Annotated in this window: 27 protein-coding genes and 1 pseudogene; 5 read left to right on the top strand and 23 right to left on the bottom strand. The window is 51.7% G+C overall.

Annotation, left to right across the window (positions count from 1 at the left end; genetic code table 11):
• Window positions 1-141 precede the first annotated feature (141 nt).
• A complete protein-coding gene (locus GRF59_RS22585; RefSeq protein WP_160499974.1) occupies window positions 142-672 on the top strand; it encodes a PadR family transcriptional regulator in 531 nt (176 codons plus the stop codon).
• Window positions 673-777: 105 nt separating this feature from the next.
• On the opposite strand, the gene GRF59_RS22580 is transcribed toward GRF59_RS22585, so the two are convergent.
• The 11 genes from GRF59_RS22580 to GRF59_RS22535 form a co-directional block, all read right to left on the bottom strand.
• Window positions 778-1,263: a GyrI-like domain-containing protein gene (locus tag GRF59_RS22580; protein ID WP_160499973.1), complete on the bottom strand. Its 486-nt coding sequence runs from the start codon at window positions 1,261-1,263 to the stop codon at window positions 778-780.
• A 44-nt stretch (window positions 1,264-1,307) separates the two neighbouring features.
• Window positions 1,308-2,267 (bottom strand): helix-turn-helix transcriptional regulator, encoded by a 960-nt coding sequence (locus GRF59_RS22575; protein ID WP_160499972.1) that lies wholly within the window; start codon window positions 2,265-2,267, stop codon window positions 1,308-1,310.
• 142 nt (window positions 2,268-2,409) lie between these two features.
• Entirely contained in the window at window positions 2,410-3,153 is a 744-nt protein-coding gene (locus GRF59_RS22570; protein ID WP_160499971.1) for a hypothetical protein, read from the bottom strand.
• A gap of 129 nt (window positions 3,154-3,282) precedes the next feature.
• A complete protein-coding gene (locus tag GRF59_RS22565) occupies window positions 3,283-3,828 on the bottom strand; it encodes a CD3072 family TudS-related putative desulfidase (protein WP_202128813.1) in 546 nt (181 codons plus the stop codon).
• 308 nt (window positions 3,829-4,136) lie between these two features.
• On the bottom strand, window positions 4,137-5,432 hold the full coding sequence (locus GRF59_RS22560) for a glycosyltransferase (RefSeq protein WP_160499970.1): 1,296 nt from the start codon (window positions 5,430-5,432) through the stop codon (window positions 4,137-4,139).
• On the bottom strand, window positions 5,425-5,568 hold the full coding sequence (locus GRF59_RS29485) for a hypothetical protein (RefSeq protein WP_202128812.1): 144 nt from the start codon (window positions 5,566-5,568) through the stop codon (window positions 5,425-5,427). The genes GRF59_RS22560 and GRF59_RS29485 overlap by 8 nt, the downstream gene beginning before the upstream one ends.
• A gap of 13 nt (window positions 5,569-5,581) precedes the next feature.
• Window positions 5,582-6,457 carry a diguanylate cyclase domain-containing protein gene (locus GRF59_RS22555; RefSeq protein ID WP_160499969.1) on the bottom strand — a complete coding sequence of 292 codons (876 nt, stop codon included), beginning with the start codon at window positions 6,455-6,457 and terminating at the stop codon, window positions 5,582-5,584.
• Between the two features lie 226 nt (window positions 6,458-6,683).
• A complete protein-coding gene (locus tag GRF59_RS22550; RefSeq protein ID WP_237391982.1) occupies window positions 6,684-7,751 on the bottom strand; it encodes a glycosyl hydrolase in 1,068 nt (355 codons plus the stop codon).
• Window positions 7,752-7,988: 237 nt separating this feature from the next.
• Complete coding sequence (locus tag GRF59_RS22545) at window positions 7,989-9,251, bottom strand: DUF4129 domain-containing protein (RefSeq protein WP_160499967.1); 1,263 nt, start codon at window positions 9,249-9,251, stop codon at window positions 7,989-7,991.
• Window positions 9,248-10,351: a DUF58 domain-containing protein gene (locus tag GRF59_RS22540; RefSeq protein ID WP_160499966.1), complete on the bottom strand. Its 1,104-nt coding sequence runs from the start codon at window positions 10,349-10,351 to the stop codon at window positions 9,248-9,250. The genes GRF59_RS22545 and GRF59_RS22540 overlap by 4 nt, the downstream gene beginning before the upstream one ends.
• A complete protein-coding gene (locus GRF59_RS22535; RefSeq protein WP_160499965.1) occupies window positions 10,351-11,319 on the bottom strand; it encodes an AAA family ATPase in 969 nt (322 codons plus the stop codon). The genes GRF59_RS22540 and GRF59_RS22535 overlap by 1 nt, the downstream gene beginning before the upstream one ends.
• A 260-nt stretch (window positions 11,320-11,579) precedes the next feature.
• On the opposite strand from GRF59_RS22535, the gene GRF59_RS22530 reads away from it, so the two are divergent.
• The gene (locus GRF59_RS22530; RefSeq protein WP_160499964.1) at window positions 11,580-11,948 is read left to right on the top strand and encodes a DUF423 domain-containing protein; all 369 of its coding nucleotides are present in this window, start codon (window positions 11,580-11,582) and stop codon (window positions 11,946-11,948) included.
• A 62-nt stretch (window positions 11,949-12,010) separates the two neighbouring features.
• Here the strand turns inward: GRF59_RS22530 and rlmN are convergent, their stop codons facing one another.
• A complete protein-coding gene (rlmN, locus tag GRF59_RS22525; RefSeq protein WP_160499963.1) occupies window positions 12,011-13,108 on the bottom strand; it encodes a dual-specificity RNA methyltransferase RlmN in 1,098 nt (365 codons plus the stop codon).
• A gap of 252 nt (window positions 13,109-13,360) precedes the next feature.
• Here rlmN and GRF59_RS22520 point away from each other — a divergent pair, with 252 nt between their 5' ends.
• Together GRF59_RS22520 and GRF59_RS22515 are read left to right on the top strand one after the other, a co-directional pair.
• The gene (locus GRF59_RS22520; RefSeq protein ID WP_160499962.1) at window positions 13,361-14,548 is read left to right on the top strand and encodes a glycosyltransferase family protein; all 1,188 of its coding nucleotides are present in this window, start codon (window positions 13,361-13,363) and stop codon (window positions 14,546-14,548) included.
• A 40-nt stretch (window positions 14,549-14,588) separates the two neighbouring features.
• Window positions 14,589-15,728, top strand: coding sequence for a glycosyltransferase WbsX family protein (locus GRF59_RS22515; protein WP_160499961.1), 1,140 nt, complete (start codon window positions 14,589-14,591; stop codon window positions 15,726-15,728).
• Here the strand turns inward: GRF59_RS22515 and GRF59_RS22510 are convergent.
• From GRF59_RS22510 to GRF59_RS22480, 7 genes are all read right to left on the bottom strand, one after another.
• The gene (locus GRF59_RS22510; protein ID WP_160499960.1) at window positions 15,725-16,177 is read right to left on the bottom strand and encodes a hypothetical protein; all 453 of its coding nucleotides are present in this window, start codon (window positions 16,175-16,177) and stop codon (window positions 15,725-15,727) included. The genes GRF59_RS22515 and GRF59_RS22510 overlap by 4 nt on opposite strands.
• A gap of 194 nt (window positions 16,178-16,371) precedes the next feature.
• On the bottom strand, window positions 16,372-16,911 hold the full coding sequence (locus tag GRF59_RS22505; protein ID WP_160499959.1) for a DinB family protein: 540 nt from the start codon (window positions 16,909-16,911) through the stop codon (window positions 16,372-16,374).
• A 66-nt stretch (window positions 16,912-16,977) separates the two neighbouring features.
• Window positions 16,978-17,922 carry a helix-turn-helix transcriptional regulator gene (locus GRF59_RS22500; RefSeq protein ID WP_160499958.1) on the bottom strand — a complete coding sequence of 315 codons (945 nt, stop codon included), beginning with the start codon at window positions 17,920-17,922 and terminating at the stop codon, window positions 16,978-16,980.
• 47 nt (window positions 17,923-17,969) lie between these two features.
• Entirely contained in the window at window positions 17,970-18,350 is a 381-nt protein-coding gene (locus GRF59_RS22495) for a VOC family protein (RefSeq protein ID WP_160499957.1), read from the bottom strand.
• Window positions 18,337-18,837: an SRPBCC domain-containing protein gene (locus tag GRF59_RS22490; protein ID WP_237391981.1), complete on the bottom strand. Its 501-nt coding sequence runs from the start codon at window positions 18,835-18,837 to the stop codon at window positions 18,337-18,339. The genes GRF59_RS22495 and GRF59_RS22490 overlap by 14 nt, the downstream gene beginning before the upstream one ends.
• 114 nt (window positions 18,838-18,951) lie before the next feature.
• A complete protein-coding gene (locus tag GRF59_RS22485; RefSeq protein WP_160499956.1) occupies window positions 18,952-19,533 on the bottom strand; it encodes a TetR/AcrR family transcriptional regulator in 582 nt (193 codons plus the stop codon).
• A 119-nt stretch (window positions 19,534-19,652) separates the two neighbouring features.
• Window positions 19,653-20,090 (bottom strand): VOC family protein, encoded by a 438-nt coding sequence (locus GRF59_RS22480; protein ID WP_160499955.1) that lies wholly within the window; start codon window positions 20,088-20,090, stop codon window positions 19,653-19,655.
• A 334-nt stretch (window positions 20,091-20,424) separates the two neighbouring features.
• Here GRF59_RS22480 and GRF59_RS22475 point away from each other — a divergent pair.
• Window positions 20,425-20,610 (top strand): annotated as a pseudogene (locus tag GRF59_RS22475) (KGG domain-containing protein); the annotation flags it as partial.
• A gap of 96 nt (window positions 20,611-20,706) precedes the next feature.
• Here GRF59_RS22475 and GRF59_RS22470 read toward each other — a convergent pair.
• From GRF59_RS22470 to GRF59_RS22455, 4 genes are all read right to left on the bottom strand, one after another.
• Window positions 20,707-22,122: a hypothetical protein gene (locus tag GRF59_RS22470; RefSeq protein WP_160500280.1), complete on the bottom strand. Its 1,416-nt coding sequence runs from the start codon at window positions 22,120-22,122 to the stop codon at window positions 20,707-20,709.
• A 205-nt stretch (window positions 22,123-22,327) separates the two neighbouring features.
• The gene (locus GRF59_RS22465; RefSeq protein ID WP_160499954.1) at window positions 22,328-23,302 is read right to left on the bottom strand and encodes an aldo/keto reductase; all 975 of its coding nucleotides are present in this window, start codon (window positions 23,300-23,302) and stop codon (window positions 22,328-22,330) included.
• Between the two features lie 44 nt (window positions 23,303-23,346).
• A complete protein-coding gene (locus tag GRF59_RS22460; protein WP_160499953.1) occupies window positions 23,347-24,249 on the bottom strand; it encodes a DMT family transporter in 903 nt (300 codons plus the stop codon).
• Window positions 24,250-24,490: 241 nt separating this feature from the next.
• A complete protein-coding gene (locus GRF59_RS22455; RefSeq protein WP_341480123.1) occupies window positions 24,491-25,573 on the bottom strand; it encodes a glycosyl hydrolase family 18 protein in 1,083 nt (360 codons plus the stop codon).
• Between the last annotated feature and the right edge of the window lie 5 nt (window positions 25,574-25,578).

Here is a 25,578-nt window from a genome sequence, read left to right as displayed (position 1 = left end):
TCATTCATTTATCTTTAGCTGAATGGAACGGGCTCGGAATCTATGCTTCCGGGTCCTTCTATATCGCATACACGCGAAGCCAGCTCACTCCCCTCGAGTCAGCCGGCTTTTCGTATGATTTCGGATGGGAGTGTAGCTGTTATGTCGCTTCAAATTTTTATACTGGGTGTTCTGAGTACAGGACACCATCATCCTTACGATATTAAGAAGATGTTCAAGCAAAACGTTGTGGATGAAAACTCCAAAATTAATGATGGGTCCTTATACTATAATTTCGAGGTCCTGCTGAAAAAGGGATATATCGAGAAGATCGAAGTGATCCGTGACGACAACCGTCCGGAGAAGACAACTTACGGCATCACAACGTTTGGAAAAGAGCATCTGGAGCAAGAGATCTATGCAAGCTTCAAAAATTTCACCCGCGTAGAAGCCCTCTATTCAACCACGCTATTCCTGAAGTATGCCGATCCGAACAAACTGCTGTTTTTGATTGAGGAAGCCCAGCAAAAGCTGGAAAACAAAATTCAGAGCGGTATTGTTTTCTGGGATAAGGTACGTGACGAAACACCGCCCGCCGTTCATTTGATCCATGATCATACGCAAAGCCAGCTGCACATGGACCTCGCATGGATGAAAAAGCTGGAGCTGCTTGTACGCGAACAATATCTATAATCTCCTTGTATCAAGGCCGAGTACCAACAAACGGCGTGCCGAAGAGTCCAGTCGACTCTTGCAGACACGCCGTTTATTTTGGCTTTCTTATGAAAAACCTATCTTTCAGTGCTTTTCTACAGCAATATAAACATCGACTACGGCATCGGCCGAATTCAGATCCTGCAGGTTATACAGCTCGAAGTCCCCGGTATAGGTCCGTTTAATCTCCGAATTCTCAAAGAAAGCCCATATTTCCTGCCATAGCTGGATCACAACCTGCTGTACGGGTCCCCTCTGCGTCGTAAATTTGAGGTACGTCGCCTCTGGAATCGAGGCAATCCCAATGGCGTCTTCCCCTAGAAATCCAAGGTCCCGCTCATGCCCGAGGAGCAGCGTATAATCTCCGTTCACGTCGCTCTCATATTCCGTATAAAGGGCGTAGAGCAATTGTGGATGTATTGGCTTCAGCTTTGCGGACAGGCCGCCTTGGCCGTATTGTTCCCATAGCGAGGGGATGAGCCCATCCGGCCCGCTCTCCCGTCGATTGGATGTTCGGATCTTGATGCCTGCCAGTTCAACAGCCGGCATGTGGGTTATTTCATAATTCATGAAGGGTTCCTCTTTTCCTTAAAGATGATTCCATTGTATAGAGGCTACGTGGACATCTGTCTGTCCGGTTTCGCATACTGCCTCAAAATATGCTGAACCCGCCGTACCACTTCCATAGCTGCATGCTCCGGAGCTTCGACAACGATCTGGTCTCCATAGCTGAGGACCATGCCATAGAACCATTCATCCAAAGGGAACCCGCTTTTGACCAGCAGACTTCCATCCCCCTGCACCGAAATCTGTTCCGGGCTGAAGGAGTCGGCCACCCTATGTCTGACCTTCGGAGAAAACCTCAATGTTACCGCCTGGTGATCCTTGCTGGACCATTCCGGATTCCACTCGTAGGCCTCCAAAGGCGGCAGCTCGCGTGGTTCAAACGCCTCCGGAAGAACCTTCATATCCAAGATGCGGGATACTCTGAAAATCCGGAAATCTTCGCGGGAGGTGCAGAATGCCTGCAGATACCATACATTCCCTTTTAGAATCAACCTGCCTGGCTCAACGATTCTCCATCCTTCTGCGCCATTCATGTTGATATAGTGCATATTCACTTTTCTGGATTCGTTGGACGCCTGCCTCAGCAAACTCACCTTATCTCTGGTTCCTTTTGCTTGCCCCCAGGGATTCAGGTCAAATAGGAGGCCTTGGGCCATCCCTGCATCCATCGTTTGATCTGAACGTTGCAGCAGCGATCCCACTTTATCCAGCAGCTGGTCTAGCGTCCGGTCATCCATGGCTGCTTTTACACCCTTGACAGCCGAAAAGACGGATGAAATCTCGTCCAGGGTAAGAAACTGCCGCGAAATCGTGTAATGGCTCATCATCTCAAAACCACCGCTGGTTCCCTGATGTGCCATCACCGGGATGCCCGCAAGACTAAGCGTATCCATATCCCTGTATATCGTTTTAGTGGAAACCCCGAATCGTTCACCCAACTCCTTAGCGCTGATTCTCCCCCTGTTCAGCAAGAGGACGGTCATCGCTAGCAATCGATCTATTTTCATCAGGTTCATGATCTCCTTCAAGGATTTATCATTTGATAACACACATATTAGCTTAAACGCATCGCATAAGTCCAAAAAGAGCAGATGCTACGTAGCACCCGCTCTTTTTAACGATACTTTTCTCAATTCTGTGGAGGATTCTTCATCGCTCCCGGAAAAACTCCGTAAATATAGTCTGCATCTTCTCTTTATTCTCTTCAAACTGCCGCTGCCTGTGCCCATTGGCTCCGGATGGATGCGGGAACCCCCATAATACCCTTTGCCCCGCGAAATGCCCTTGATCGGCCAGCCATCTGAGCACTCGTTCCACCGCCTTGCCAAGAGGAATCAGCAACGCATCAGGGAGCTCCTTCAGTTCTTCCAGGCTGGATAAGGCTTGTCCGCGCAGCAACGCTGAAGCAAGTATATCGGGGTTCGCCCCGGTGTAATTCCGCTCTCCCGCAAACACAGGATACTTCAACAACGAAGTCGTATGAAGAAGCGATGCCCGCTCCCCGAACAAGTCGGCGCTGGATTCGATACAGAGTTCATTTTGGAGGCCAAGACAGTCGAGCATCCCGATCAAATGTTGGCGCATGGTGCCGGCGAACCCGGCTTCCCGCTTCGCTCGGCGCAGAACCTCCTCATCCGTGCAACCTTCGTCAAGACCGTCTCGCACGGCCTGAAAGGCAATCTTCATCTGCGTCCAACCGGGAGTAATGCCGAGAATCACCACCTTGGCAGAATCGTTGATCCACTCGTTATGGGGAGCATAGTACATTGCGATTCGTCCCTCAGCTGTCATACGAAATGCATCCGTCAGCAGGTCCTGCCGGGTCAGGTCACGGCCATGCGGCAATCTCCGTATAGCCGGCTTGTACCGTTCAAGCAGTGATGCGGTTTTCACGCCTCATCCTCCTTCTTTTCCAGACTGCGGTCACCGGTTCAATTGCCTTTCACTATAGTGTCATCTGCCAATGAACCGGCCATACCTGAACGTCATCGAATAGTTGTGATCGGATTCGCTTGATTCGCATTACGACAATCCGTGCCTCTTTCTGCCGCGGGCCTTCTCTGGTTTCACCGAAACGGTCCGAAGCTGCACGCCTACCGGACCGTGCACGCTATTCTTATCGCGCGGATCAAACCGGCCCTCCTCTGTATCCGGGATTTGCCAAAAGAAATCAATATGTACACCCTGCTCCTTCGCAAGCATAAGGAAATCGTTCATGAATATCCCTTTGCCGGGATCGCAGGAAGGACTGCCTGCAATGCCCAGACCGCCGACAATCTCGTATCCGTGCATCTGATAGACTTTAAGCTGCTCGATCGCGGGCTGCAGAATGCTGCGGTTATGCGCATGAAATTCCGGCGTGTCGCATTCTTCCACGGTCATTCGCGGCCGATCCGGACCCCAAAATGTAAGTTCGGGACATGGCAGCTGAAAAATGCCGTATCCTTGATCACTGGCCCAATCGACCGCAGACCTCAGTATACCCGGGCTAAGCGCTCCACCTGGAGCGACGGCATTCTGGTTGAGCACGCAGTGGGAGGCGACTAGAATTTGTTTACTACGCTGCACGGGATACCTCTTTCTTGAGCGAGGAACGCTTGAATATTGGCCTCTTATCGAACGTGTATGCGATGATGGTGGAGCTGATCTTTTGGGTGAGTGTTATTGAATTCATGGGGTCTCCTCCGCCGCTTTTTTCTTACTAATCGAATCGGAATAATTGTTTATAGTTTAAGTCAATTCCCCCATAAGTCAATAACCCATGTCGTTACTGAAGCAAGTACGTCCAAAGCATACAAAAAAACAGCTTCCCCGGTGCAAGCCAAAGAAAGCTGATTGGTTCCATTTTCGATATAAATACAAGCCTGGTTACTTGGTTAGCCGAAGCGCTGAGTCTTGTACCATTTGCTTTCGCGTCCAGTGATCTTATCCATGACCATGTTGTAAAATGCCTTGACGGATATCAGCAGGAACAGCTGCGCGTAAGTAAAATAGGAAATGCACGAAAGCACGAAATTACGCACATTGCTCTGCCCGATATCGGTCGCAAGCGCCAGATTAATTTGCAGCACATACAAAAAGTACATGAGTGCCCAGGCCACCACAAGATAGACATATACGTCCGATTGGAACTGGAAGGGAGATACCACGCCGGGCTTGAACAAAGCAATTCCCTGATACACCAGATTAGCGACAAAGACGATATCCGATACGATAATGGCAATCATAAACCAGAAATAACTGGCCGCATAGTAGAGAACATGCAGCTTAATCCGCCAGCTGCTGCGGTCAAACAGATGATGCAAATTTTCGACGACGACGTTGTAGTTGCCCTTGGCCCACCGCTCCCGCTGTTTCATGTATACGCCCAGTTGTTCCGGTTCCTGCTGGTACGCCTCGGCTTGAGGAGCGAGCGCAATCAACTGTCCCCGCGACATGATCTCGAACGAAACGGCCGTATCTTCGGTAATCGCCTGCTCGTCCCAACCCCCAATCTCCCGCATTAGAGCTGTTTTCACGATAAAATTCGTGCCGGGGATCGTTCCAAGCTTGAAGAGCTCCCATAACCCGGTATGGTGAACGCGCTGGATCGTAATGATCTCCAGATTGATACAGCGGGAAAGAAAGTTCTGGCCGCGGTTACGCGCCTTGTTGCGCCCGAAGACGGCGCCGTATCTCCCCGGGTCCTCCATCGCCTTCTGCGTCAGGAACATCAGCGCATTGCGCTCCGGCGCCGCATCCGCATCGTACACGCAGATCCACTCGCCCGTTGCCAGCTTCAACGCATCATTCAGAGCCCCGGATTTGCCGCCGGTTCCCTTGCGCTCCAGAATGATAAAGTCACGATCTTTGTAGCTGGTCATCTCCTTCAGCATCTTCAGCTTTCCGGCCGTATGATCCGAGCAATTGTCGGCAATGACGATCAGCTGCAGTTTATGCTCCGGATAGTTTAGCTGCAGAATATGTTCGGCTGTCGAGGTAATCACAAGTTCCTCATTATGTGCCGGTACCATAACGGTTACCGTAGGGAAATCATCCATATTTTTTGGGAGTACGAGCTTTTTCTTGTTCTGCTTGAAAATAAACCGGACCGCGCCTGCCATAATGATCACCGATTCGAATACCGCAATCCATATGGTTACAATGGATAGGATCAACAGCACATCAGCCACTGAAGTTCCCCCGATCATATTTTTTATTGACATAGGTCCGGAATCGAAGCGTAGCGATGGTCAGAATCAGGATGGTCATGGCAAAAATCGCGCTGACGGCAATGCATAAAGGGATAAACCAGCTCGTATATGACATATGAAGCCCTCCTCTAAATATATTCGCCAATCAGATCGGTCTCGGTATTGCGCTCCAGCGCGTAAATGACCTGATCGATATGCTCGTATTTGCCGAACTGCTCCTTATGAAAGACCAGAGCTCCGGCCCGTACAACCAGCTTCAGCTTACCGCCTCTTTTATCCAGAATATCGACAGCCATCATGGCATTTTTGACCCTTTTCGTGAGCATATGCAGGTTCTCCTGTCCCAGCATGGGACAGAGGATGATAAACCGGCCCTTGCTGATCGAGAATTTATAATCCTCATAACGAATTTGCTTCTGAATCGTGTCCGACATTTCAAGCAGCAGGCGCGAATATTGCTGCGAACCCAGCGATTCCTGAACAAGCGGCAAAAAGTCGATTTTGAACATCGCCATCGAAAAACCGTAACGGTCCGTATAACGACGGGCCAGATTGGACTGCTTCTGCAGGGTATCCGCCAGAGCTTCCTTGTTGCCCAGTGCCGTATCGATATCCACCTGCGGATGGCTCCCTTTCATCTCTTCCATTCGCTCCATCCAGCGCTTGCTACCGATCAGACCGGATTTAATAAAGGCAGCGATCAGCATATTCGCCGGAATCAGCAGCATCCATGAGAATGTAAGTACATTGAAGGGCGCGTATGTCGTCAGCCAGACAAAATAACTCACCAGGAACACAAACGCCAGAACAACGGAAACGCCTAGAGGAATGATGAAGCCGACCAACAGAGCCGCAAGTCCCGCCAGGCTTAACACGAACTCCATGGTTGTATAGGACGCATTCAGATGCATTTTCAAAAAGAGAAGCATTTCCTGTACCATGATCAGCGCGATTAAGAGGACATATCCAAGTGCGAGCCGGCCCGTTGTTGTCTTGTTGTTCATCCGCATTCTTCTCCTTCCTTGTGTAGGTTCTGCCAGTGCGGATACCGCAGATTCATGCGATGAAAAGACATTGTACTAAAAACGGCACCCCATTCCAATGCTTGATGGTCCGACACAAGAGTGAGCCGCCTACCTCCTATTTAAATATTACAAAATACGACATTTCACTTCCATCATTATTCATCTATTAACGCAAAAAATCATGAATTAACCATATTTTTCATATTTATGCACGATCATTCCACAATTGGGTTGCCAGAAGCGGCAGCAGATTATCAAAAATATGCGTGTTCCCGTTAAACACGTAGCCTCCGTTATATTGCCGCTCTCCGTCATGGAGTGACAACATATGCTTGTAGAGCTCGCCGGCCCAGTCTTGATCTCCTACCCTGAGTGCCAGCTGAACAGCCAGCCCATACACCGAGGGGGATTCATAATCAACGCTGCTCTCCCGCGAAGATCGGTCATAACGCCCGAACAGCTTGTGGCTATGGCCCCATTCTTTCTTCAAAAAGTCCATCAGCGGCTCCGGCCTCCGGCCGATTTCCGCTGCATGCAGTCCCACCAGCAGCTGATCAATTAAATTGACGGAGTCATCATACGCATACTGCCTGTTCATTACATCAAAGCTTTTCGGATAAAAGGCTCCGTCATTCGGCATGTTCTCCAAAAGCCGAATATGCCGGTTATAGAAAGCCGGCTCAATCAGCTGCGCCTGCCGCAGCTGATTGAGGGCGTCGCTGTCGATGTAGGCTAGACTTAGGACCTGTGCGGATTCATTCCGGGAAAAATCATGGAAATCGGTCCAATAACCTTTAACCGTGGCAGAAGTAACAAGCGTGCCCGTCAGTTCTTCCGCAAGCCCCCGATTCTCCGCCGTGCCCCATAACTGCTCCGCCTTCAACAGAGCCCCGATAATTCGCAGATCGTCTCCAAGCGCATTGGTATGTACATTCGTTGTCCCGTCAGGTGCAAGTTTCCATGCCAAATAATGCTGCGGAGTCAGAAAATACCGCTTCAGCGCTTCATAGCTTTGTTCAAACAACCCCTGATCTTGCTTTAACAAGGCATATTGCATCCAGAACCCCATGGATTCCGACAGAGCCTCCCGGCCCGCGGCGATCTCCGGGTTGGCCGAGCTTCCGCTTTGCAGATAGGTAGCCAGCGTGCCGTTAGGATTAACCATGAATTTTTGGATAAAGGCCTCCGTCTTGATAGGTGAAACCTCGGACTGCCGGTCCCTTCCATAGAGCCAAAAGCCCGTTACTCCAATCAAAAAAATCCCGGTGATCATCAGTGATATACGATATTTTCGCATGCTTGACCCGCCTTCCTCTGCTTTCTGGTGACAGTTGTAGATCATTCCTCTCGATAAAAGAATATTAACCGTTTCAATCGTTTGGATTCAGGCAAGCATCATTTTCGGGTTTCGCTTGCGTTGGATAGGTCCATATAAAAAGACGCTTGGGATCGCCCAAGCGTCTGGTCTTATCATTGGTCTGTAACTTAGTGATACCTAAAGGCGACCGCCTCACCTCTTATCATTGGAGCCGTAACGTGCCTGATTGTACCGGCTGATGACCTGATCCATGTCCTGAGCCGGTAGACCGGTAAGGTCTTTGTCCGAGGCCAGCGCTGCGCCATTCTCGGAAGGCGTAAGACTCGGCCGAAACTTGAAGCCCCGTCTGACGGCCATACGGATCAAGCTTTCATAAGCTCGGCGCGGATCGCCATCCCGGGCCAAGGTTGGACCCTCTTTGCGCTTTCTCCGCCATCGGCCTTGACCCTTGTTCACTCGCTCAATTCTCTCCACTTCATCTACGTAATCCCCTTGATCCGTAGGAATGCGCCTCATTTCACGCATAAGCCGGAGCCGCTGGGCCATCCGCGCTATCCAGGCGCGGATGCTTTGCGGGAGCCAGCGCCGCAGCAGGCGGTACAACAGCAGCAGCAGGGCCGCAGCAACGGCGGCCACGAGCACGGCAAACGCGATTTGGCCGACAATGTGCAGCCACTTCGGTTGATGAGACGGTGGAGGAAGCTCCATCGGTCCCGGCTGCGCCGGCGGCATCTGCTCCGGACTCTCCGCCTGTCCACTTTTGCCCAGGCCATTCAACAATCCGGTCAGCCACCGTTTGAAGTAAGCCAAGCCTTCCCCAAGTCCGTTCCACAAGCTCAGCACTGCAATAAACGCGACAACCAGCCAGGTCATCCAGCGGTTTCTGGACAGTATTCTGCGAAGCTGCATCCGGTCGGTTTCATGCGCATTGGAGGCTTCACGCACGCGGTCCCCGTTCCACCGCAGCAAAACCGCAAACAGCGTAAAGATGCTCATGAAGTAAAGGGGAACTCGGTAAGGCTCGATAGCCTCCACGTTGGAGGATACCCCATAAACAATCAGGGCTGCTGCCAGCCCCGCGAGCGGCAGATTCAATTGAATGAATCTCCACAGATCCTTGCGGCCGACAATCAGCCCGCGAAAATCGGCCAGCAGCAAGACGACGACAGCCAATATGGCAGGGCGCAGCCCGAGTACCGCCAGCGGCAGCAGCGCAGCCACCAGAAGCAGAGCCGTAACCAGCAATTCCTTGCGGCCTGCCGCCTGCCGTCTGCCAATCAGCGTACCCAGGGCATGGAGCAGCCATATCAATGGCATCAACCACCATGGAGCAGACTGCATGGCATAAACCATGTACAGCACCACAAAAGGATAACATGCAGCCGTCTCGAGCAGCGAGTTGCCCAGTACAGCCAGAAGCTTGCGCCTGCGGGTTTCTTGACCGGAATGCATCATGCTCCCGCCTCCTTCAGCCCGTCGTCCAAATGCGCTATAGACACGCGGTGCCCCTTCGTCTCAAGTATTCGGACCGCGTCCCGAATCGCCTGGGATACATGCGGGGTCACCACGAAATAATCGATCGTCTCGTGAAAATCCCTCTCGGCCTCGAGCTTCAGCTGCTCGTAAAAGGGTCTATAGACCTTAAGCTCCACGGCCGCCATCGCCTCCAGCACATCCTCAAGATGAGGAAGACCGTAATCCGGCGCAAGATGTGCCAGCCTGCCATCGGCATCAGGCGAAAAATAGGCGTTGCTTGCGAATCCGGCCGCCATCCCCTGATGAATGAGCGCTGCGGCGCAGGTTGCCGCATAGGACAGCGCCTCTTCAATGACCTCCGGCTTGGTCACGACATTCCACATCTGCTCCGTAACCTCAATATTCAGCAGGATCATCGCCTTCGGATCTGCGGAATATCCGTGTTGATGCACCTGCAGCTCTCCCGATCTTGCACTGGCTTTCCAATGAATCCGGTTCATGGCATCGCCAGGCGCATAGCCCCTTACCCCCGTGAATAGAAAGGGGTCCTCCACGATCCAGCGGCGTACGGCCAGCTCACCCTGCCAGGTTTTCCAGGAAGAAGGCAGCTCCTCGTCTCTCCGAAGAGAAGGGTACACCACCAGCCGTTTGTTCAGCGTCACCTGTAGAGACGGCGTGTACATCGCGAACAAATCGCTACCGGTCATGGTAGCCGTATCCATGCGGAAGATACCGCGGCCGCGGCACTGAATTTGATGCGTCCGGGTGATTCGCGTCTGCGCGGGAAGCGAGAAAAAGCTCGTATGATTCTGATAGATCTGGCCTTCGCTGATCCAGGTTTCCTTGCTTCGTTTGAAGCCCAGGGATGCCGGTAGCATCGCTTCCAAACGGAGCCAAGGAATCGGGAACCTGCGTTTGTTCTCAATCGTCTCCACCATTTCGATCCGGTCTCCGGCATAACAAGTCCCCGTGCTGAAATGCCGGTCATAGGACAGCTTGTTCAGTGCGCTCTTCCCCAAAATAAGGCCTTGCAGTGCCATAACGACGCCGCAGGCAAGAAAAAGCCAGAATACAGCCATTATTTCACGCCGCTTTCAAGTTCCTTTTCGCTTGGAACCGGGATGCTATCCATGATTTCCGTCAAAATACGCTCGCCGTGGCCGCTTCCTGTTTCATGCCTTCTCCGCAGCACCAGCCGGTGTGTCCAAACCGGTAGAAGGAGCCGTTTGATATCATCGGGCAGCACGTAACTTCTTCCTTGCAGCGCGGCGTAAGCCTGGGAAGCACGGAGCAGCGCCTGCGTGCCTCGGGGACTGATGCCGAGCATCGTCTGTTCATGACTCCGGGTAGCCTCAGCCAGAGAAACAATATAGCCCAGCAGATCATCCGCAATGCTTACCTGTCCGCACAGCTGCTGCGCTTCCAGTACCTCTTCTGCGGTTGCCGTCTGCGCGGTATCCTCCGCCCGCAGACGGCCTGCGGCGGCAGTCCGTTTCAGAATCTCAAGCCCCTCGGCTGCCGATGGATAACCGAGCTTCATCCGGATCAGGAACCGGTCCATCTGCGCTTCCGGTAGCGGGAAGGTTCCCTGATTGTCCACCGGATTCTGCGTGGCCAGCACCATGAACGGACTTGCCAGCGGCATCGTCTTCCCCTCGATGCTAATCTGCCGCTCTTCCATGCATTCCAGGAGGCTTGACTGGGTTCTGGGTGTCGCACGGTTAATCTCATCGGCCAGCACAATGCGGGCAAACAGCGGTCCCGGACGGAAATGGAACTCGCCGTCCTTCTGATTAAAATAATGGATGCCCGTCAAATCCGAAGGCAGCAAATCCGGTGTGAACTGAATGCGTTGAAAGCTTAGACTAAGCGATGCCGCCAGGCTTTTCGCAAGCAAGGTCTTGCCTGTTCCCGGAACATCCTCCAGCAGTACGTGTCCGGAGGCCAGCAGCGCCGTCAGAAGCAGATCCACCTCATGCTCCTTGCCCACAATCACGTTTGCAATGTTCCGCTTTAATTTCTGCGCCAACTGATGCACGCTCTCCATACCTCTTCCCGCCCTTCTTCTTGCACCATTTCAATTCATCCATGATGTCGTTAAAACGCTTGCAAAAATGGAGCAAGTCTTCTGATTTTAGTTTCCGCCTAGAGCCATGTTTCTTATTTTTAGACAAATATGTATTCCGATTTCCTTACCCTATCATTCTAACAAATTTTTCTTGGTAAATGGAGACCGGATGCAATACGCAATACCATTGACGTCAGGACCATGCGATCGGTAATATGAGTCTTAAGAGGTGATTCGACTTGAAAACAATGCTGATCCTTGGCGGTATCATGCTATTCCTCGCAGTAGCGCTGGGCGCCTTTGGCGCGCATGCCCTGAAGGAACGGCTGAACGAAAGCCAGTTAAAAACATATCAGACCGGCATTCAATATCATCTGGCCCACGGCCTTGGTCTGGTGCTGATCGGACTTTACGCAGGCATGGCAGACCACGCCTCTATGGCGGTTCTGGCCGGCTGGTTCATCGCTGCGGGTATCCTGCTCTTCTCCGGCAGTCTGTACGCGCTCAGCCTGACTGGCATCCGGAAGCTTGGCGCCATTACGCCGCTTGGCGGAGTTGCCTTTTTGGCCGGATGGGTCCTGTTTATCGTTGCTGCAGCTCAAGGATAACGAAGAAGCAATACAAAAAGAGCGCATTTCTTCATTCGGAAATGCGCTCTTTTTATGCCTTTTTATTCGTTTACGGCCCGGCTTGCTTTCGCGCTCCGTCCCCGTTCACTCTGAATCTGCTTGCTGCGCAGCTGTCCGCAAGCGGCATCGATGTCTGTGCCATGCTCCAAACGCACGCTGCAGCTGATGTTCTGCTTTTTCAGCGTATCGTAGAAGGCGGTAATCGTCTCCTGGGAGCTCCGCTGATACTGGCTGTGCTCATCGACCGGATTATACGGAATCAGGTTAACGTTAGCCAAGGCTCTGCGGCTGCCCACCAGCTCGGCCAACTCCAGCGCATGCTCCGGCTGGTCATTCACATCCTTCAGCAGGATATATTCCAGCGTGATTCTGCGGTTGCTCTTCTCCAGATAATAATCGATGGCCTCCATCAGCGGCTCGATCGGATATGCCCGGTTAATCTTCATGATCCGCGTACGGATTTCATTGTTTGGCGCATGCAGAGAAATGGCAAGGTTGGTGCCCAGATCGCTGTCGGCAAACTCCCGGATCTTCGGCGCAAGGCCGCTGGTCGATACCGTGATGTGACGAGGACCAATAGCCAGCCCTTTATGGTCGCGGATCACGCGGATGAAATTCGACATATGCTCGAAATTATCGAAAGGCTCGCCGATGCCCATCACGACAATATGGCTGACCCGTTCATCAAGCTTCCGCTGATCCAGATGCAGCTGCACCTTCATCACCTGTCCCACGATTTCGCCGCTGGTCAGGTCCCGGCTCTTGCTCAGCAGTCCGCTGGCGCAGAAGCTGCATCCAATATTGCAGCCTACCTGCGTTGTTACGCATACGGAAAGGCCGAACTTGTGGCGCATCAGCACGGTTTCAATCAAGTTGCCGTCCTGGAGCCGGAACAGGAACTTGATCGTTCCGTCTGCGGATTCCTGTTTGGTATGCTCCTCCAGCGTCTGAATGTCAAAATGCTCGGCCAATAGCTCTTGGCATTCCGGTCTAACATCAGCCATGTCAGAGAATTCCGTCACCCGCTTGCGGTACAGTCCTTCCCATACCTGCAGTGCCCGTGATTTTTTATGCCCGTGCTCAGCCAGCCATGCGGCCAGTTGGTCGAGAGTTAATCCATAAATGGATGGTTTGTTCATGAATGCTTTCCTCTTTTCAAAAAACCTATAATTCAGTCCCTCTCTACTTTACCAGAAAAGGAACGGCAATCTGTCTTTATTGTCCCAAAATTTCATTGTTAAAACAAGGGGAGACAGGCAGGATTTGAGGCAGGAACAATTGCCGCGGGCATCTTGCCTATTTTTCCGCACTACGCACAATTGCCCTGTAACAGGAGCCTCACCCATCATATAATGATCCAAAAAGAGGATGATTCCGCAAAGGGTGTAGCTATGAAAAACAAACATAAATCCAAAAGACGCCATCCTGTCATCCGGTCTTTAAAAAAACAAGCTCCCCGGAGAAATTCCCCCAAACGAAAAAAGATCCCTTCCGCCGCCCCCTCCGGCAGCATCGAGGAATGGCTGAGAACGTTAACCAAACCTTATGTCATTCATGAGAACTTGCCTCCGCATGCTCCGGAACAGACCGGCCAAGAATACCCATCGCGGCAGAAGGAGCCGGAACTCCCCGTTCCCCCTGAGTCTCAGGCCGCGCTGCCTTTCATCGCCCATAAGAATTTACGAGTTCTTCTTGTGACGCCTTTTTTTCGCACCAACCATACCGTGGGGGGACAATCCATACCGGAAGCACTGCGGCTTTTGGTCAAAGAATTGATCGTCATTAAAGCCTATGAGGGGTTTACGGATGCTCTGACCCGGCTTCAGCCGGATCTTCTTCTACTGCTCGGCGGAACCGAGGTGATGATTTCCACGGATCTGGAAACCATCAGGGATTCCGGCATTCCTGCAGCCGTATGGATGGATGACGAAAACGGGGTGACTGATTCCCAGCGGTGGATGGCCCAGACGTTTGACTATGTATTCACACAACATCATGCTCATCTCTGCATCTATCAGGAGACCCTTGGGTGCCTGAACGTACATTATTTGCCTTTTCCTGCGGATCCGGAGGTTTTTCCCCCCCGAAAATCCGGCGAATACGAACGTTGCGACATTCTGATTATCGGCGATGCCGAACGTTCCAGAGAGGAATATATTCGTGTCATCCGCGATTTCTCCACGGATCTGAAGCTGCTTGCCATAGGCAAGGGCTGGGAGCCATTCTCTGTTAAAACTGTTCCCTGCTCAGCCGAGGATGGCCTGCAGAAGGTCTATAATCGCGCTAACATGATTATCCAGTGGGATCCAGTCCAGCGAAGAGTATTCGAAGCCGCAGCCTGCGGCGTATTTCAACTGGCAGAGGCCAGCGCCGACCTTTTTAGATACATGAACGCAAGCATTGACGTCGTCCCGTTTCAGAACGCGGCGGAGCTCGGAACACGGCTGACTTACTATACCGATCAGGTTGACCAGAGAAGATTAATTGCAAGTCAGGCACTCTGGAACACCCATTACGAATATTCGCCCCTGCATATGGTCATTGAGCTCCTTCGAATCATCATCTCAACATCATCTTAGAATTCACAAATAAACCGCTTTGCTGAGGGAGGTATACAGCTTGAAGCTTATCGCATTTTTGCTGCCTCAGTTTCACCGGATTCCCGAAAATGACAGTTGGTGGGGAGAAGGATTCACGGAATGGACGAATACCCGGAAAAGCAGACCACTGTATAGAGGCCATCAGCAGCCCAAAGAGCCGCTGGATCATTACTATTATGATCTTACTGACAGCGCGGCGAGGTTGTGGCAGGCCAATCTAGCCAGCACATACGGCATTTACGGATTTTGCTACTACCATTATTGGTTCAAAGGGAAACGACTGCTCGAAAAACCATTTCATCAGGTGCTTCAACTCGGAGAGCCGCATTTCCCCTTCTGCCTGTCCTGGGCAAACGAAGCTTGGACTCGAAAATGGGATGGCGGAGAAGGGCATATTTTACAGCAGCAGGACTATGGAAACGAGCATGATTGGGAACGTCACTTCCATGAGCTGCTTGAAGCTTTTGAGGACGAACGATATATCCGGGTAAACAATAAACCCCTATTTTTAATCTATCGTCCCGGTAATATTCCCCGCTGTGAGGAGATGCTCCATTTCTGGAATACGCTAGCCAGACGAAATGGCCTGGATGGAATTTATTTCGCACGGACGCTCGGCGGATTTGCGGTTCCACAGCAAAGGGGCTTTGACGCCAGTGTGGAATTCGAGCCTCACTACACGTTCGCGAATCATGCTAACGGGAGTCTATGGAATTATATTTCAACGAGGCAAATGGAGCATTTGGTTGTGGACTATGACAGCATATGGCAGACCATTTTGAAAAGATCTCCCCATCGAGACGGAGAGACCATTTTCCCCGGTGCTTTCGTGAATTGGGACAATACGCCAAGACTTGGAGAAAGGGGCCAGAGCTGCATCGGCGCGTCTCCGGAGAGGTTCCGCCATTATCTTTCTATGCAGATCCGCCGCGCCGCGGCGGTATACCAAAGCGAATTTATGTTTATTAATGCTTGGAATGAGTGGGCTGAGGGGGCTTATCTGGAACCCGATCAGCACCACCGTTTCCGATACCTTGAAGCCGTAAGAGATGCCTTGACGGAAAACGGGCTCTATCCCGGGCAGGTTTCCGCCCGTTCGATTGAAAGCCCCATCCTGCTTAGTAAGGCAAATGCTGCGGTCAGAATCTCGGCCACCTAAGCTTTCATGATGCCCAGGTTTGGCACACCGCCCGACACATCTACGAAGAGTACGTAATCATTGCCATCCGTTCCTTTCAGGACCAGGCCCGGCTGGCCTGCCATGACGGCTGAGTAATACCGGACCTGCTGGGCGCTGAAACCTCCAGCGGGTGTAGTCGATTGCGATGAGGACATCAGCCTGAATATCGCATTCACCGTGCTGGCCGCATTCACTGTATTTCCGACATCCACGGAACCCAGCACCAATGCGTCGCTATTCGCAAGGAAAAACCCACCCGTCGCTAAATTCCCTGCCACCGTTTGATCCCCGACTACCTGCATGCTGCCCATAACGGTCTGGTTGTTCTCGACCTGCAGCATCCCTCCAACCGTTTCATTGCCATCCACCTGCAAATTCTGATTTATAGTCTGGTTACCCGTTACCAATACACTATCAAAAGTAGGCATCGCTCTACACCCTTTCACCATTGATAGGATATGGTATGTCATTCCCCTGCTTCCCGTACAAGTCAGCGGCACAATTTTCTCCAAACCTGCGGAAAAAATGATATATATGACTACGTAAATAGAATAGACAACAAATCATTCAGATCCGTTCATGAACAACGACGCTGATGACAATGCCAAAGAAGCGGACAGCCTTAGCAGCCCGCTCCTTCAATAAAACTCTCCAAGCGCTCCTTCTGCCGCAAATGATGACGGTAATGCATTTCGACAAGCATGAACCATTCGGCCGCATTCAAGGCGCCAAATCCGGGATGGATCAATTTATTCTGCACTGGCGCAGTCCTTGCGAGCGGCTCCGCCTTTCTCATTTCGGCCAGCACGCTCCGCAATCCCTCGCGAAGCTGCTCCTTGTTATCAGGTTGGGGCGGCGTATATGCTGGAGAAGGCGGAACCTGAATCCGTACCGGAGGGAACGCCTGATTCGCGAATGCGGCCTCCCCTCTCTCCGATTTCTCGCCTTCCGTCAACACTTCGTCGGCTGAAGCAGCACATGCACGGACATTGCGCAAATGCATATACAGGGACGCGTGAACCAAATGCATGTACATTTGACCAAGCGACCACTCCTCTTCACTGGGCTTCCGGGTTAAATCTTCCATGCTGAAACGGTCCAATTCTTCCAAATAATGATGCGTCACGCTGTCCAATTTACGTATCGTTTCTTGCGTAGTCATCTAGCAAATCACTCCTTGTAATTGATCTTGAGACCAATATACAAAAACGCTACTGACAGCGTTATGTCAGTAGCGTTCCAGGAGCTTTTGGGCTTCTTTAACAACGCGGGAACGTAAGGATTCCGGCTCCAGCACGGTTACATCCGCCCCCCAGCTGAGCACCCAGTACAGGATGTCCTCCATGCGTCTGACGCGCAGCTTAATCTGGAGACCATCAGGATGCTCCTCAAATGCGTCGATATAGTAGATATCCGATTCTCTAACCCGATCCGCAATATCGGGATCCGCAAGGAGAATGACCTTCAATTCACGGTCGTCCCGGGGTCTGTAAGCCTCCAGGTTAAAATCGGGAGGAAGCTCGTAACTGTCAGAGGTCTCTTCCAGTCCGCTCATTCGCGATAGCCGGAAATGCCGAATGTCCCGCCGCAGATCGCAGGCGGCCACCAGCATCCATGCTCCCTGAATATGCGCTAACCCGTAGGGTGCCACCACACGCGTGCTCTCCCGCTGAAGCACCGGACCTGTGGTTTTGGCATAATGGAAGCGAATCTTCCGTTTATCCAGCATGGCTTGGCGCAGCAGCTCCATATTCTCCCGCTCACGCCTGCTGCCTTCCGCCTCCCTGGCCGAGAAGAACCGCATGGTGGCACGTACTTGCTCCGCCTCAAGCCTTACTTGTTCAGGAAGTACAGCCTCAATCTTAGCCTTGGAGGACTCAGCATGAACGCCGTAATTCGGCTCCAGTTTTTTCTGCACGAACTCCGCACCCGCGAGGAGTGTCACCGCCTCGCTGGCTGTAAAGCTTAAGGGAGGCAAAAAATATCCCTCCATCAGGGAGTATCCCTGACCGGGTGCGCCTATGATAGGCACATTCGCTTCACTGAGCGCCTGCATATCCCGGTATATGGTGCGCACGCTTGTTTCGAAGCGAGCGGCCAACTCCTCGGCCCGAATGGTTTTTTTGCCCTGCAGCTCAAGAACGATTGCCAGTAAGCGATCCGTTCTGTTCATGATGTTCTCCCCTCCGCTTCTATGCGCTCGGTGTTTTTAAACCAAATTCAGTTAAGCCTATGAACGATTTCGAACTTGTTCCCGCAAGGGTCCTCGAAATAAACGGCATAGTATGTCGGACTGATCGGAAATAGCTGCGGACCAGACTCTATATGCCCTCCAGCTTGTGATACCAGTTCCGCAAGCCGATCCACCTCAGCTCTGTCTTCGGCCCAAAAGCCTGTGAGATGGCTGCTTGGTTGATGCTCCGGATCTTCCGTAATCGCGAAATAAGGAGCGCTTGGAAGCTCCCCGTCCGCCGCAAATACCCGCCAGTCACGGCTGTGAAACGTACGGTTGAATCCAAGTGCCGGAAGCAGCTGCTCATAAAAAGGAAGTGCATCCTGCAAGCTGCGAACGCGCACATCGATATGGCTAAATTTGTTCATTATTGTTCTCCTTTCCGCTCCCGCGTTTAATTTCTCCCGCCATTTCCTTAAGGCTGTTTAGTGCCTGCTCCCAGTGGTCCTTCATCACCTCTCTGGCATGCATATCCTCCAGCTTTTCCTGATGAAAGCTGATGGTTGTCTGTCCCTGTGAGGCCGGTAAAATGCGGATTTGCAGCGTTGACGGATGTTTCCAGTCCTTGCGCTGCCATCTCATCCGCAGCTGCTCCATCGGCTTAACGACCCGAAGTTCGCCCGTAATGCCTTCAACAGATGCAAAGGACTCTCCAGGCTTCATTTCAAGGCTTCCCACCTCCCCGATCCAATGCATCATTCCTTCGGGGGAGACAAGCAGCGTCCAGGCTTCCTGACCCGATATCGGAAAAGTCCTGCGTACGCCGATTTGAAAGCCTGCGCTCGTCGTCTGGCCAACCGGCTTAACTGCTTGGCGTTCCCCGGATGATTTCATTACATCACGTGATGGGTTCATTTGAACATCAACCTCCGTTTCGAATTAATCATTCGTCTTGCCCGGAAATTTTTCTTTGCGAGTAAATGTAAGTTCGATGCCGCTGTGACCTTAGATTATAAATCCTTAAAAAAATCAGGGTGTCAATGCCCTGACAAACAGATCCACGCTGCTCTCCTTAAACTGCTGCATCGTGATGCTGGTGATAGATTCCGCTTGGTACAGGTGGGTCATAAATGCCCCATAATTCATCCACATAAAGGTCATGGCCTGAGTTTCCGCATCCATAGCGATCATTTTACCTTGTTCCTGCATGGTTATAAAATAATTCGTCAACATTTCCTTGAGCTGTCGGGGATGCTTCTGAGCGTTGTTCATCACATCCTCAAGGCCCGTATCCTTGAGCACAATCTGAATCATTTTCCGATTGCGGTTCATGATCTCGTGATAGCGATTTGCAAGCAGGCTTAGATCCGCCCGCAAGTCCCAGAACAGCTCCTCCTGAAAAATCCGTTTCATATCCCCGCTGTAATGGAAACGGTCCACAGCCGCCTCAAGCAGCGCCCGTTTTGTGCCGAAATGGCGGAAAAGTGTCATTTCGCTGACTCCGGCCGCAGCGGCAATCTCCTTGGTCGTCACGCCGTTATATCCCTTGTCCGCCATCAGATCAATCGCCGCCAGAAGCAGCTTGTCTTTACTATTCAGCCTCTGGTTCATATAATTCCAATCCTCTGCCTTCTGCCTTCATTTCGAATGTTAGTGAACACTAACAATTTGATACTAACCTCATTTGAATTTGTTGTCAATATATGGATGAATAAACATTCATCCATATATTACCTGGCTTCATGCTCCTGAACGACGCCCCACATATTTCCGCTTGGATCTACGAATTTCAGAACCCAGCCGAAGCTCTCCTTTTTATAAAAAGTAATGACTGCACCATTCCTTTCCAAAGAGTCCCGCATGGAGTGCACATCATCCGTTGCATACAAGAGCACGGGCATCGAGGCTCCATCCACCGTGAAATTGGCTGTGGTATCATCAGCCGTCTGCCATAGCATGAGAAACGGTCCGGTTGGCAATTCAAGAAATGCACAGGTTCCGTAATGTTCTCTCAGCGTGAACCCAAGGTTTTCTTTGTACCAAGCAATGGATGCATCCATGTCTTTGACCGGAATTTGCATATGAAAAAGGGATTTTAGTCGCGAGGTCACTTCTTTCTCGAATTTTTGCTCCTCCAGGCGATTGTCTTCCAAAAAATCATGGACCATGTCATACAGCTCCTCTTTTAATTTTTGCCGGGCTCTGCGTAGTCGGCTTTCCACCGCGCTCAATTTTTTACTTTTTTATATGTATTTGCGGGCGCCCGCGTCTTCTCCTCTTCCAGAGATATAAAACCTTCAATCCGATTGCATTCTGGCCAGACGGTTAATAGTAGACTATGCCGGTTTGGATGGAACACTTCGTTGTCCCGTAACTTTACCAGTATTTTCAAAACACTCGAAAATACGATTTTTGTTTAGTCCATCCGGATAGAGTTTATATAAATAACGTATCAATAACATAGATTATTGCAAAAATACAAAATAAAGGGAGAGATGAATCATGGCAGACAAAATGTCCAGAGAAGAAGCAGGTCGTAAAGGCGGAGAAGCAACAGCACGGAATCATGACAAAGAATTCTATCAGGAAATCGGCGAAAAGGGCGGAGAGGCCACTTCCAAAAACCATGACAAGGATTTTTACCGGGAAAACGGTAGAAAGGGCGGAGAAGCCCGGGGTAACAATAACTAAGTATGGAGCCCCATTATCCTAAATTAGAATAAAAAGCACGATTTCAACCGCGCATTGAAATCGTGCTTTTTTATTTGGTTTTTTTCAGAAAAATCATACCAGGAATATGGCAACAATCGTAGTCACAGTGAGACCGATCAGCACAGGCTTCAGATTGCGGCGCGCCAGCTCGAATGGACTCACTCCGCAAATCGCAGCCGCCGGAATGAGGGCCCACGGAATGAGCGTGCCTCCGCCGACCCAAATGGCTGCAATCTGGCCAAGAGCCGTCAACGTCGCCGCACCGGTATGCGTAGCCGCCGCAAATAGCTGTGCGATGGAACCCGCGAGCGATATTCCGGAGAAGCCGGAGCCGTCGAGGCCGGTAATCGCGCCCGTAATGGTTGACGTCACGGCTCCGACTGCGCCGTTCAGCGGTACGCTGCCCGCCAGCGCCACGCCCAAGTCGTTCACGATGCCATGCGATGTCTCGGGTAATACTTTACCGAACAGATCTGTAAAGGCTGCATCGCCAAGATAGAAAAAGGCTGCGATCGGAATGACCGGACCGAAAATTTTAAAGCCAAAAACGAAGCCGTCAATCAAGTATGATGTTATTTTCTCTAGCCCCTGGTTTTTATGGGCGAGCAAAGAGATGACAATCAGGATCAGCACCGCAGTCCCCCCAACGAGCGCGGTAGCATCTCCCCCTTGAAGCTTCAGTACGAACATGGCGACCACATCGGCAAGAAAAAGCAGGAGGATCGCCAGCGCCAGCGTTTTTTTCACCTTGGAAGGCAAAATAACGTTCTGTTCATCCTCCCCGCCGTTTGCGGCAAGGACATTCCCTGTGCCTTTAACTGTAACCAAGCCGTCTCGCCAAGTTCCGTTCTTCATATCTTTCCGCATCATCCAGAAAGCGGTTACAGTTGTAACGAGCCCCATGACGATCACTAGCGGTACGCTTGCTTCCATTACGCTGGTAACCGGAAGTCCTGCGGCATCCGCCGTCAGCTTCGGCGCTCCCTGAATGATATAGTCGCCGGACAGCGCGATGCCATGGCCAAACAGGTTCATTGCCATCGCCGCGCCAAGGGCTGGCAAGCCGACCCGAATCGCTACCGGGAGCAGTACGGCTCCAATCAGGGCGACGGCCGGTGACGGCCAGAAAAACCAGGATGTCACCATCATGATGATTCCGATTCCCCAGAAAGCCAGCGCCGGTGTACGCAAAAAGCGCGTGAGCGGCGCTACCATCGCTTCATTGATACCCGTGCGAATGAGCACCCGGCTCATGGCCACGATAATAGAAATGATCATGATCGTACCCATCAGCTCTTTCGTAGCGTAAATGAAAGAGTTAAAGACACCGGACACCGATCCGCTGACCGTGCCTGTAGCCAAAACGCCCAGCGCCAAAATCCCTGCCACGCAAATCATGGTCGTATCGCGCCGCCGGATGAGCAGTACCATGATCAACACGATAAACGCCAGATACACGTAATGAATTGCCGTTAAATGAATGACCATCTCTTGGGTCACTCCCTTCCCCTGCTGCAAAGTGGTGCTATATGCTATGCAGGGGCCTGGGCATGGGTTCATGACTAGATGCAGCAACAATGCTTGTGGTTCCGCTGCTTTGACTGAGCTTAATTACAAAAAAACCACTCCGAAGAGTGGTTTGGTTAGCCTCTATGGTGAAGTGTCTCAAGCAATCATTAGCCCAAACTGGTATCTAAGACAACCGATATGTCGCAAAAGGCTTGCCGTACCGGAATGACCCACTGATCTCGTCAAGCTTGTTCAGCACTTGTTCGCTTGGGCTCAGCTCCACGCTCTTCAAGTTCTCATCCAGCTGCTCCGTTCGGGTTGCACCCACGATCACGGTTGAAACCGCGGGCTGCTCCATCAGCCATGCCAGCGATAATGTGCTTGGCGTGCACCCATTCTCTTCAGCGACCCGGCTCACCTCTTCGCCAAGCGTCAGCGTCCGGTCATTAATAAACCGGCTGAAGCTCGGGTCCGTCTGTGCGCGCGATTTCAGCGGCGCACGGTCGTCGAAGCTATACTTGCCGGTCAGAATGCCGCCTGCCAGAGGAAAATACGGAATAATGCCCACTCCCTGATCCAGACACACTGGCACCAGCTCCTGCTCGGGGGTACGGTCAGCCAGGGAGTAGCTCGTTTGAGTGGATACGTATCGGTTCAGCCCTTTCGCTTCGCTGACGCTCAGTGCCTTCATCAGCTCCCAGGCTGCGTAGTTGGAAGCGCCGATATAACGCACCTTGCCGGCCCGCACCATGTCATCCAATGTGCGGAGCGTTTCTTCCAAAGGGGTATTCGGGTCAAATGTGTGAATCTGGTACAGGTCAACATAATCCGTCTTCAGCCGTTGCAAACTGCGTTCCAGTTCCTGCATCAAATGATACCTCGATGAACCCCGCGTGTTCGGCCCTTCCCCGTTCACCAGCCCTGCCTTGGTTGCAAGCACCACTTTGTCCCGTCTGCCAACCAGGGCCTCGCCGATAATCCGTTCAGATTCCGAACCTGCATAGATATTCGCTGTATCGATGAAATTTATGCCACGATCCATCGCGTGGTGAATAATCCGGGCGGATGCATCCTGATCTGCGCGTTTGCCGAATGCATTCGTTCCAAGGCCCAGAATGGACACTTCCAGGCCGCTGTTTCCTAGTCGACGATATTTCATGATTATCCGCTCCTCTACCGATGTTTTTTACCAAGTAACCCTATTTATTTCATGACCTGCGTTTGCTGCTCTTGTCCTGCTGCAGCCTGTACTCCCGTCTCCTGCCTCCGGCTCTTGCCGTTTACCAGCCAAATGCCCATCAATACAAACACGATACCTGCGATCGTGACCATACTTAGACTTTCGTTTAGAAACAGGACGCCCGAAACCACCCCGATGACCGGGACCAGAAGGAGCGAGATGGAGGCTTTGCTGGCTTCGACCTTGGACAAGATGTAAGACCACATCACAAAAGCCAGTGCGGAGCCGACGATGCCCGAGAAGAGCACATACACCACAGGCATCACGCCCCAATGACTTTCCCCATGCTCGAAAATAACCGAGTACAGCAGCAATCCTGCCGCTCCGACAATCATCTGCCACGTCGTGAACTGAAGCATGTCGCAATGTCCAAGCTTGCGCTTAACCAGCAGATTGGCGAGAGCCCAGGATAACCCCGAGGAAACCGCCAGCAGCAACGCGGGCGTACTACCGCTCCAGTGAGCATCCATCGCAACGAACAAACCGATGATACCAATCACAACACCGAGCAGTTTCCTAATGCGGAGCTGTTCACCCGGCAACAAAAAATGTGCCATCAACGTCAGCCATAGCGGCATGCTGTAAGTAAGTACAGAGGTGAGTCCTGCACTGAGATCCTCCAGTGATAATTGGATGGCAAGATTAAAATACATGGTCTGCAAAATACCGCAGAGAATATACCATTTCAAATCCCGCATGCGGGGAAGCGGCACCCTCCGGACCATGCATACGGCAATCAGCACCAGAGCCCCAAGTGCAAACCGGTAACCAGCGAACAGCACCGGTGGAAAAACGCCGTTCGCCAGCTTCATAAATACCCAGTTGAAGCCCCAAATCAGGCAGAGTAGACCAATTAAACCATTCATAAAACCACACCTCGGATGTCTGAAAAATACGTAGAATGAAAGCCGTACGCCGGCTTATCGGAAACGCTGCTCATTGTTTTTAGTGAATATACGTTCTCTCTTTGGATTTGTCAATGAAGTCGACCCAAAATCCAAAATGGATAGCAAGCCTGCAAAAAACAGGATTTTCGGACTGGGATGACCCTGAAATATGTAAAAAAGGATGCGCCCTCACCAGGGGCCCATCCTCATTCCATTCTGTTTAATGATCCTCATGCCAGCTCTTCAGCTTAGCAAGCGAGTTCTCGCTCAGTTCACCCAGACGCCAGATGGCTGCTTTGCCATAACCGTCCCGTCGGAGGGTATCCAGCCATCCGATCAAGGTGGAATCATCTGCATACCACACGGTATGCTTCTCCCCTTTGTCATCTACATACTCAAAGTGAAGGCTTCCGCTTGCGGTATCCCGCTCCGGCGAAGCAACCGCCTGAAGGGCCAGCTCTACAGCCCTTTTCTCCGTCACCGCCGTGACCTTCCCCTGCCCGCTCCAATCGAAACCTCCCGCCGAAATGGCGATGACGTTGTCTCCCGGCAGATGGTTCATCCGGCGTGCAAGCTTATCCAGAAACGTGTAATCAGCCTTCGGACCGGGATCGCTGTGCGTTCCGTACAGGTTATAGGCCATCATGACGTATTCCGGTCCCGTTGGCAAATCCAGTTGCTCTATTGGCGCCCTTGACTCCAGGACAATCCGTAAAGATTTCCCCTGCTGGTGCAGAGCCTCGTACAGTTCCTTATAAAAAGCCGTAACCTTGCTCCAGTCACTGTCCTTGACCTTTTCGTAATCAATCTCCACACCTTGGATATGATATTGCGACATCAAACTTAGAATCTCTCCGATATGCTTGCTCCTAGCCGCTTCCGAACCCAGCAGGCGCGTAAGCAGATCCGGGTCCTTCTGTACCTCGGTTCCATCCTGGAGATAACGGTCATTCACCAGCGTCAAGTAGACCTTGCTGATGGAAGCATCCTGCGCGGCCTGCAGCATGGACGGAAAGGCTTTCTTCATGTCTTCCGTCATATACAAAACGTCCGCTTCGTCAAAGTACACCGCAAAAAGCTGCAGACTTCCAAGGCCGCTTGACATCCTCCGGAAATCCTCCAGCCCCGATTTCCACTGCCAATCCACCACCCAGGAGGATAGCTCCTTCTGTAAGGGGGCCACAGGCCGTGTCTCATCCAGATGAAACTGCTCCTTAACTCCCATGTAAATGGCGGTTATTGCTGAAATGATCGTGATGGATAAGACAACCAACCATTTATTCGTTTGCATTGGTTTAGACACCTTTC

This window comes from Paenibacillus dendrobii, assembly GCF_009807035.1.
Taxonomy (GTDB): domain Bacteria; phylum Bacillota; class Bacilli; order Paenibacillales; family Paenibacillaceae; genus Paenibacillus_AQ; species Paenibacillus_AQ dendrobii.
This window is presented reverse-complemented; position numbering and strand designations above follow the sequence as displayed.